The organism is Crocosphaera watsonii WH 8501 (assembly GCF_000167195.1).
In the GTDB taxonomy this organism is placed as follows: Bacteria; Cyanobacteriota; Cyanobacteriia; order Cyanobacteriales; family Microcystaceae; genus Crocosphaera; species Crocosphaera watsonii.
Genome location: NZ_AADV02000159.1, coordinates 1 through 10,064, shown reverse-complemented (window position 1 = coordinate 10,064; position 10,064 = coordinate 1). Strand labels below are relative to the sequence as shown.

6 protein-coding genes and 1 pseudogene are annotated in these 10,064 nt (G+C 35.7%); 3 read left to right on the top strand and 4 right to left on the bottom strand.

Going from position 1 to position 10,064, the window contains the following annotated elements; translation table 11 throughout:
- Positions 1 to 86: 86 nt before the first annotated feature.
- Both CWATDRAFT_RS26695 and CWATDRAFT_RS34740 read right to left on the bottom strand, forming a co-directional pair.
- Positions 87 to 332, bottom strand: coding sequence for a hypothetical protein (locus CWATDRAFT_RS26695; protein ID WP_007303319.1), 246 nt, complete (start codon positions 330 to 332; stop codon positions 87 to 89).
- A 231-nt stretch (positions 333 to 563) separates the two neighbouring features.
- A pseudogene (locus CWATDRAFT_RS34740) lies at positions 564 to 2,047 on the bottom strand (IS1380 family transposase).
- Positions 2,048 to 2,522: 475 nt separating this feature from the next.
- Here CWATDRAFT_RS34740 and CWATDRAFT_RS26680 point away from each other — a divergent pair.
- Positions 2,523 to 3,353, top strand: a complete 831-nt coding sequence (locus tag CWATDRAFT_RS26680) for a glycerophosphodiester phosphodiesterase family protein (RefSeq protein ID WP_007307919.1) — start codon at positions 2,523 to 2,525, stop codon at positions 3,351 to 3,353.
- 17 nt (positions 3,354 to 3,370) lie between these two features.
- On the opposite strand, the gene CWATDRAFT_RS26675 is transcribed toward CWATDRAFT_RS26680, so the two are convergent.
- Positions 3,371 to 4,897 (bottom strand): IS5-like element ISCwa2 family transposase, encoded by a 1,527-nt coding sequence (locus CWATDRAFT_RS26675; protein ID WP_007307917.1) that lies wholly within the window; start codon positions 4,895 to 4,897, stop codon positions 3,371 to 3,373.
- Between the two features lie 123 nt (positions 4,898 to 5,020).
- Between CWATDRAFT_RS26675 and CWATDRAFT_RS41525 the strand changes: the two genes are divergently transcribed.
- Together CWATDRAFT_RS41525 and CWATDRAFT_RS26670 are read left to right on the top strand one after the other, a co-directional pair.
- Positions 5,021 to 5,635 carry a pentapeptide repeat-containing protein gene (locus tag CWATDRAFT_RS41525; RefSeq protein WP_326997440.1) on the top strand — a complete coding sequence of 205 codons (615 nt, stop codon included), beginning with the start codon at positions 5,021 to 5,023 and terminating at the stop codon, positions 5,633 to 5,635.
- Positions 5,583 to 6,932 (top strand): pentapeptide repeat-containing protein, encoded by a 1,350-nt coding sequence (locus CWATDRAFT_RS26670; RefSeq protein ID WP_007307920.1) that lies wholly within the window; start codon positions 5,583 to 5,585, stop codon positions 6,930 to 6,932. Before CWATDRAFT_RS41525 ends, CWATDRAFT_RS26670 begins: the two co-directional genes overlap by 53 nt.
- 180 nt (positions 6,933 to 7,112) lie before the next feature.
- Here the strand turns inward: CWATDRAFT_RS26670 and CWATDRAFT_RS26665 are convergent, their stop codons facing one another.
- Positions 7,113 to 9,923 carry an ABC transporter permease/M1 family aminopeptidase gene (locus CWATDRAFT_RS26665; protein WP_007307916.1) on the bottom strand — a complete coding sequence of 937 codons (2,811 nt, stop codon included), beginning with the start codon at positions 9,921 to 9,923 and terminating at the stop codon, positions 7,113 to 7,115.
- Between the last annotated feature and the right edge of the window lie 141 nt (positions 9,924 to 10,064).

The window sequence follows — 10,064 nt, the reverse complement described above, 5'->3', positions numbered from 1 at the left end:
TATGAGTGAGACGCGTACCTATAGCTCTGGATGAACTTAATTATTAATTGTTAACTATTAATTGCTTTGGAGTCAGGAGAAGTCAATTATTGAGTTTTTTTCAACAACTTTTCTGTAATCAAAGCTTTATTTTCTCGGTTTTCTGACTGTTTAAGGTATTCGATCGCAATACGTCCCACCGTTGGTTTATCTGTAAGTGTCTTTAATAATGAATCTAATGTTAGTTTAAAAACCATTTTATCTCGTTGCTTATTATCGATAAACCAGAGGATAATTGCTGCTGTAAAAAGTGCTAATAGACAAGGGACTAATGGTAACCCCGGATTTCTCACAAATTAATTTGAAAGCCCAATCCAGAGATGAAAAATGATAATTTTTAGGACTAATAGAAATTTTGAATATAGATGAATAAAAAAATTGACTTTGATTATCCAAAAATTGAGTTTAAGAGGGAATAATTATATTAACTTTTGATTTTCTCCACGATAAATAAGACTAAATGAAAGTATCAGTCAGTCAACAACTTATGATAGATATCTTTTTTAGAAAACAACTTATTCTACTTATCCAGTATTAGGAATAGTTTTAATTCTTTTGTTAGCAATAGACAAAATATCTTGATAAGGACAAGCACTAGCTATAGCGATAATAATTCTTCTACAACTAATCTTTATTCTGGCTCCCAACTTAAGAAGATTTAGACGTATTCTTCCCACAGTTGCTTTAGCCAATGAAGTTTTTTTAAACAGTGTTGACGAAAAGCATTTATGAGAACATAAGCCCAGGAATGTATCCATAATCTTAGTTGATTACTTTGAAATGTTTGAGTTGAAGTTCTATGAGCTAACAAGTCTAATTGTTGTTCTTTAATCCGATTTTCCATCTCGCCTCTCGGACAGTATTTTTTTGTATAAAGTTTTGAGGGTGGAATTTTTGAAGCGGGCAAAGATGTCACCACATGGCGCATTTTTAAGCCATCACTTCCATAACAAACTTTTGTCACTACTCTTCTTTGACAACTCCATGACTTTTCTGTTTTATAACGAATAGAGCGATACCAAGTAGAAATTGGTACTAATTTTTTAACTTCTTCTAAATCTTCTTTTTTCTGAAATAAACTATCCATTAATTCAGTTATTGGAGCTAGTTTTTTTTCATATTCATGTTTGGCTTTTTCAATTACATCATCCGCTCGTAACTTAAGAACGCCATTTGTTCCCATAGCTATAACATAATCAACTAAAGGCTGATTTTCACAAAAATAGAAGATTTCTTCACGGGCATAGGCACTATCACCCCTAACTAGGATATGAGTCTCTGACCATTTTTCTCTAATTAGTCCGATAATTCTTTGTAATTCGTCTAAGGCTCCATCGGCTGGATCTACATTAGATGAACGAAGTTTAGCAACTAATAAATGATGCCCACAGAAAATATATAAAGGAGCATAACATACTCCGTGATAATAACTATTAAAAAATGCCCCTTCTTGATTACCATGTACTTGGTCATCCGTGACATCCATATCTAATATAATACTTAAGGGAGGTTTTTTATAAGACTCTAAAAAAAATTCGACAAAAGATTTTTCAATGGCTTCAAAGTTGGTTTCTATTTTATGATAACGACTCGTTTTTTGGTCGAGAATAGTCTCAGGACAATATTCCAATCTATTAATTGTACTTTTTCCAGCTAACCATCCCTTTTTATCTTCAAGTTCATTAAGCTTTTCTAAAGCGATCTTAAGGGCAGGATCGTGACGTAATTTATCATGGTCATTGACATCTTCATAGCCTAAAATAATTCCATAAAGCCTTTGTGCTAATAACTCATGAACGGAATGATCTACATAAGATTGATGACGATGATCTTGAAAACAGTTACCAAACTTCTCGGTAATTCCCAGTTTTTTATCCAACTCAGCTATCCAGACAATCCCCGCATCTGAAGTGATTAGTCCCCCATCAAAATTAGCGATTATTTCTTTTCCTTTCTGTTTACTAAAGTTGATTACTTGACGAGGGGTTCGGGGATGACTGGGACTCATTAAATCAGTTTAAGGTAAATTGCTTTAATAATTAAATTATAGCATATTTTATTCTAACAATCTAGTACTATTAGAGATTTTATTAATAATTTTTTTGGAAAAATGAGTGATTGATTTATCTTTTCATCTTTGTCTAATTCGGGTTGATTTTAACTTAAAATCTGACAACAGACTGTTGGTTGGGGAAATCTGCGATCGCTCTGTTCAAACCCACTTCCTGTAAGGCTTCTGTGTTTGGCGATCGCAGATTTTGTGAGAAATTCGGGTGACGGGGTGACGAGGAGTTTGGGGAAAAATTTTAGAAATACTTAATTACTTGATTATTAGTCATTAATTCAGTAAAAAACGTCTCCTTTCAAAGATAAAAATCAAAAGTTTTATTTTTGTATTCTCTTTCTTTTTAGAAAAAAATAATTATCCATTATCCATTATCCATTATCCATTATCCATTATCCATAATAATAAAGATAGAAAAATGCCTCTTATAATTGCTCACCGTGGTGCCAGTGCTTTTCGTCCTGAACATACCTTAGAAGCTTATGAATTAGCCATTGATTTAGGTGCAGATTTTATTGAACCTGACTTAGTTGTAAGCAGAGATAGGGTATTAGTTGCACTTCATGAAAATGAATTATCAGAAACGACAAATGTAGCTGAAATTGATGATTTTTTTGAGAGAAAAACAACTAAAATAATTGATGGTAATTCTGTCACTGGATGGTTTGCAGAAGATTTTACTTTGGCAGAATTAAAAACCCTTAGAGTTAAAGAACGCATCCCTAATATTCGACCTAATAATAAACAGTTTGATGGTTTATTTGAAATCCCAACTTTCAAAGAGATTATTGATTTAGTTAAAAATAAAAGTAAAAAGATAGGTCGTAATATCGGGATCTATCCAGAAACAAAACATCCAACTTTTTTTGACAAGGAGGGAAGATTTTTTACTGGAATTGAAAATGATAAGCTAATCAATATTTGTCTAGGTGAGTTACTAATTAATACCTTAATTGCAGAAAATTTTATAAATCCTGACTATATATTTATTCAGTCTTTTGAGTTTGAGAATTTGATTAAATTAAAAACAAAGATTCTGCCAAAATTCTGTTTGAATATTCCCTTGATTCAACTTTATGGTTCTACTATTTTGCCAGCAAAAAATAGTTTTCAATATCCTTATGATATTATTTATAATCATCGAAAAGGGGTGGATATGTTAGAAATTTATGGCTGTTTAATTGATAGTTATAAAAACAGTTTATCCGATAAAATAATAGGATATGGAAACCTAAATAGGGTTTGCTGAAAAAGTTTCTCCAAAATTTATGCCACTTTTGACCAAGAATTTTCTGACAAATCAATAAGTTTTAGTACATAAAAATTGTTCAAAGTATAATCAAAATTAATGAAAGGCGGTTTAATGAGTTCTCTTGTTCTATCATTAGTAAATAAGGACAAAAAAAGCGACAAAAACTGCCTCAGAAGTTTAGAAAGATTGACAACTAAAAATGTAATAGCAATAGATGTAATGGAGGTTTCAGGTAGTTTTGTCATCACGAGATTTAGGCTAAATCTTCGTTTAGCTTGTCCAAACTTTCCCTCAATAGCATTACGGAAGCATTCATCGGAGTGGGCTTGTTTCTTTTCTTCTTCACTGACATTTTTCGGAGGTCTTCCTAACTTCGGACCACTGATTCTTATCCCTCTTTCCTTACACCAATTTCTGTTTTCCCTAGTTCGATAAATTTTATCTACATGGACGGATTCGGGATAATAGCCAAACGTTTCTTTATACTTTTCTACTTGTTCTTTAAAATGACAAGATTCATTGAAGTTTTCCCAACTTATTTTGTCTAGAAACACATAGTTATCTACACAGCTTACTGAGAGTTTAGCTCCAAAATCTATTGGTTTTCCTGCTTTTCCCCTCACTATTGGACGAATATGCCGTTGAGTTAAACTTACAATTCTTTGAGGAACACTCTGGGTCTTATTCTCCCACATTGACTGTTGTTGTTCATAAACTTTTTTGATAGTCTCTAGACAATTTTTCTGTCTTTTACTCAGATTTTCCAGGGAAGCCCCAGCTTGAATTAAGTCTTCTATATTTCCTAAATTTTTCTTAAGGTATTTTAACTGTTTCCCGATAGCTTTTCTTCTTTCTTGATAAGATACTTTTCGTTTTTTAGCTACTTTTAAGTATTCCTTTCTAGCAATTTTTCTAGAAGTTCTCGGCTTTTTTCTCAATTTTACTCTTAATGGTTTATAAAGATTATCTATTATTCTTTCTGTCTCAATTCTGGCTTGATTTAATATGCCTAAATCCGTTGGGTATTTGATGTCTGCTGGCGCACAAGTCGCATCTAAAATTAGTTTACCTTTATTTTTTATTTTTTCTCTTTTTTCTTGGAGACAATCCTTTTTTTTTACTTCTTTATCACTCTTGTCTATTTCTCTTTTTACTATTTTTTTATTGATTTTGTTTATCAATTCTCCATCAATTCTTTTCCTAAAATGAACTAGCATTGAAGATTCCAGTGGTGGCTCTTGTTGATAACAATTTAAACCTATAAAGTATTGTAGATAGAGATTTTCTCTAATCTGTTCTATAGTTTCTCTATCACTTGTTCCTAATTTTTCCTTAATAATTAATGTCCCTAATGCCATTCTAAATAGTTTGGCTGGCGCACCTTTTTCTGCTGAAAAAAGTTTAGCATATTCTTCCTCAAAATCATCCCAAGGTATCAACTCTGCCATGATTACCCAACGATTATTGGGGGACAATTTGCCCTCGAAAGGTAATTCAAATTTTTCTGGGGGCGGTAAAGGTTGCTCCTCTTTTCGATACATTTGTTCTTGACCAACAACTGGGAGGTGTTTCTACCAATTATAGCGGTTTGTAGCCGACAAAGCTGATCTTTTTTGCGATCGCGAATATGGGTGTAACCTTTTAAAGAATAGGGTTTTGCTTTTATTCAGCAAACCCTAATTAAAGCATACAAAAACGGAGAACGAAACTTCCAAAGGTTAAACCTACGGGGAGCAAATTTTAAAGAACAAGATTTATCCGGTGCGGATTTTAGTTACTGTCAGCTACAAAGTGCTAATTTTAGTCAAGCAAACCTCACTAATACCAAGTTTATTGGGGTAAAAGCTGGACTACAAAAACGATGGTTGATTCTTTTCTTATTAGTTGTTTTGGTGTTAATTATAATATCTAGTCTTTTCTCAGCTTTGTTAGGATCTATCGTTTCTTTGATCTTCGAGTCTAATCTTGAAAATAAAGTATCAGGATGGACAGGTTTAATTACTATAATTATCTTTTTTATTATTAGTTTTCGTAAAAATCTGGGGGGGGGTAATATTTTTAGCCGTAGCCGGAGCCGGAGCCGTAGCCGTAGCCGTAGCCGGAGCCGTAGCCGTAGCCGGAGCCGTAGCCGTAGCCGGAGCCGGAGCCGTAGCCGTAGCCTTCGCCTTCGCCGTAGCGTTAACCCTATTTGCCTGTTATCTGGGTTATCGTACCCTCAAAGACGAAATGAGAGGTCCTTGGTTACGAAAGATTGTGATTGCTTTTGCTGCTATGGGTGATACATCTTTCTATAAGGCAACAGTAACTGACGCTGACTTCACCGGAGCAACCCTGAAAAATGTCAATTTCAACCGAGCTATATTGACTAGAACTTGTTTCAAAGATACTGTTAAATTAAACTTAGCTAGACCTGGAAATACCTTATTAGAAAAACCAATAGTTAGAGATTTATTAATTAACCCTAGTAGTGGAGAGGAAAAAGATTTAAGCAAAGCTAACTTAAGGGGAGCATATCTAAAAGAAGCTAACTTACAAAGAGCTAACTTGAAAAATGCAGATATTAGTGGAGCAACCTTTGAGTATGCCAATTTATCGTCTGCTAATTTAACAGAAGTCAATGCAGTTTACACTAATTTTAATAGTGCTTATTTAACCGGTGCTTGTCTAGAAAATTGGAATATTGATACCACAACTAAACTTGATAATGTTGACTGTCAATATGTTTATCTTTTAAACAATGAAAAAGAACGTCAACCCAGTAGTGGAGACTTTAAAACCGGAGAATTTACTAAATTATTTGAGGAAGTATTTGATACAGTTAACCTAATTTTTGAGAATGGTATTGACTGGAAAGCCTTTATAGAAACCATGAAAACGGTGCAAGTAGAAAATGAAGATACACCCTTAGAAGTTTCCAGTATTGAAAATAAAGGGGATGGGGTTTTTGTGGTTAAAGTTAAAGTTCCCCCCGATGCTGATAAGGAAAAGATACATCAGGAATTTGAAGAAAATTATCAACTTAAGTTACAAGCAGTAGAAGCTAAATATAAAGCCTTATTAGATGCAAAGGAAAATGAAATTAGTAGCTATCATCGGGAAAATGCTAACATGATGGAGATAACAAAAATTTTAGCCAGTCGTCCAATTAATATAGAGACAAAAGCCATGAATAACAGTCCCGATAATAGTACAAATATTACTACTGGTGATATTAATAACACTGGAAACTTAAACACAGGAAAAATCATAAAAGATGTTAACAATACCATCGATAACATTTCCGAGAGTGATAACAATGAAAATGAACAATTAAAAACCTCACTAAAAGAATTAATGCAAGCAATTGAAACAGAAAATGAACTAGACGACGAGGAAAAAGCAGGAGCAGCTAATAACGTAAAAACTATTGCTAAAGCTAGTCAAAAACCTGAAGATGAAGGATTACAAAAGAAAGCAACTCGTGCCGTTAAATTATTAGAAACCCTAGCTAAAGGTTTAAAACCTGCTAATAAATTATATACAGCTTGTCAGAGTATATTGCCACAAATTGTCACCTTTTTAGGGATTACTCTTTGATTATAGATTGCCAATTTCATACCAAATACGAGATTATACCATTTTCATCAACTGAGACTACAGATGTTAACTTTGTAGGGGTCAACGGCCGTTGACCCCTACTTTGAATGTGTAGCTTAACTTTAGTAGACAGTAGGCCGATGTACTGCCCACCTTAAAGGAAGATAAATATGCCCTAATTTAACTTTCTGGTTTCTTTTCTTGTAAACGTTTAACATTATCTTGTACAAAAGCAGAGGGCAAAACATAATCGGGATCAACTGTTGCATTGGTAGGAAGTTGGTCAACAATTAACTCAAGGGTCGCTTTTTGTTGGGAAATATCATGTTTTTTGCGATAGATAGTGTTTCCTGCTTCGTCAGAAAGAGCAATAGTCAAAGGAATGTCTAACTCAGTGATTTCTTGTCTTCCAAGTTCCCTTGTGTAACGTTTTTGCGCTTCTATCTCAAGGGTAATCTTAAATTTTCCATCGGGTAATGATTCATAAGCAGCATCCGTTAACCCAACTTGATAGGTGATTACCTCAGCAAATAATTCTTTGATAGTTTCTCGATATTCTGGAGGACTTTGACTTATAATTGCTGCTTGTAAGTCCATAACCGTTGCATAAGGTGGGTTTTGATAACGATAAGCTGCCAAAAACTCCTTAATAGCAGTGAATAAGGCTTCTTTACCAATTAAATCCTCGATTAATTCCAGGACCATTCCCCCTTTATAACGGGCAATGGCTAACTCGTTATACACTTCAATTAAAGCAGGTTCTTGGAAATCAAGTTTACCAAGCTGACGGAAAAAGTTACGCATCTGCTGTTTTTTGGCTAATTCTTGCATCTCTGGAGTGCGACGGGAACGTTGATACAAGGAACTAGCATAAGCACTCAGTGCCTCCCTAATAGTCATACTCCCAGACACATCCGCTATAATCATTTGATCTTCCCACCAAGCATAAGCTAACAAATAAGTCAACCAATCAATGATATTTTCTTCACCTAGTCCTTGTGCTTCATTTTTCCAGACCAAAACTTCAGGAATACCAATAGTTCCCCTATCAGAAAAAACCATACCGTCATAATAAACAAATTCTACTACGCGAACTTGTTCAAAAGGATAGGGTCCAAAAGTTTTTTCATAAAATTCTAGGGCTTTTCCGACCTGTTGGGCCATTAATTCCACATTTTCTTCGTGTTGGGGATGATAATATATTTCGATGGGAACCCGATAATCATTATTTTTATGAACTCCATAACGACCGGAAAAAAGGGTAAACTTACTGCGATCTGGTGCTGTGAGTTTATACTGAAAATAATTACGATCGCCCTCTTGCCATTGTTTAAGAAGAGTTCCTGATGTCACTATTTGTTGATCACTGGAAGTGCTAACGGTGATATCAACTTCACCCCAACCCAAATGACTCACCGTTAACGCTTGAGAAAGTCCCATGGGATCATCAAAAGAGCGCATTCTTTCTTCTAAGGGAGGTAATTCCAGTTTATCCCGTAACCAAGCCTTTTTGTGTTCTACCATTTTCGTGTAACCGATGAAAGGTAAAATAAAAGGACTATGTAAATTTGTGCCATTACCGACCACATCGTTAGGATAAACCATATAAACGTCGTCGCTATCCACCTGATTACGAAATCCTTTGCTTGGCTTTGTTTTAGTCGTAAATTCTAAAGTTTCGCTTTCTCCTGGCATGAGGGGGCGATCTAAACTGTAGATATAATAACCCCATTCAGGATGTGCCTCTTTTAATTTTGCCCCTGGATAATTGACTTCTTCTAGGTTTAAATTGATAAAAGTGAGTAAATGAATCTGTTTAATAGGGGTTTTAGTCCTATTTTCTAAACGATAGGCACCCTTAGCAATAAAATAACCCTGCTCTGGAAAAAGATCCACCTTGACATCTGTATCAGTCACCACCGGCATAGGTAAGTTTTCGTACTTGTTAAACTGCTTTTCTATTTCCGCCGCAGTTTCTTCCTTACCTGGGGGTTGATAGGGGTTAGCTACCATAGTATTGTAACCGATCCAACTACCTACCCCGGCAAATAGGGCAATTAAAGCGAATAAAGTGCCTTTAATGGCTGAGTTTGCCTGTTTCCATGCCTTACCCCAACTTTTATTAGTTGTTCCCCGAGGCCAAATAATATAAGCGATCGCCATTAAAATAGCCCCTACGATCCCCCAATAAAGGGTATACCAAAGATGTCCCGTCAATAAGTTACCATAACCATTCATCAAAGAGTATTCAATGTCGTTAGTAGAAGGGAAACGATAGAGGTTATGATAAAGGCCAAAAGCATCTAAAGGAATTTTTGAGAGGGCGATAGCAATAGCTAGAGCCATTCCTGCATACTTATGTCGGGTTATTACCTGGGTAAATAGAGATAATACAGCAATTAAATAAAAATAGGGGCCATGCTCAACAAATAGCATCTGGAAATATAAAGGGATCTCAAAATCATAATAACCATTGAGAGCTTGATAAGGGATCATCACTGCCATAGCCAACAATAAGTTTAAGCTGATCATGACAAATAGAGCAGTCAGTTTTGAGAATAATAACACCCCATTAGAAATAGGTGTTGCATCCATTACATCTTGTATGCGCAGTTGGCGATCGCGCCACATCAACTCTGCCCCATAGAGGACAATAATAGCAAACAAAATATATTCAAAATAAACATTAGCTGCATGGATCAACAGATCCGTGCTAGGGGTGGAATAGTTAAAAGAGCGAGTTCCCAAAGCAGTCATCACCAAGGTAATTAAACCGAAGGCAGTCAATAACAAAAAGGCCCGTCCCTGCAAGATCCATCGGATCTCGAACAAACTGCGATCGCACCATTGTCGAAAAATAGTCCCAAACCCAGAACTATCTCCCCCTCTCCCCCTCTCCCAGTCTCCCAGTCTCCCAGTCTCCCAGTCTCCCCCTCTCCCAGTCTCCCCCTCTCCCAGTCTCCCAGTCTCCCCCTCTCCCAGTCTCCCCACACTCCCCCTCTAGGCGTATGTCTCAGTAACGACGGGTGTAGAACCAAGCCCAGCTGCATGATCGATGACGCTACACGACTTGTAGAGCAGTCCCCGCGTACGAAGGATCCTACATTATCTGAAGACTGAGTAGATAACATG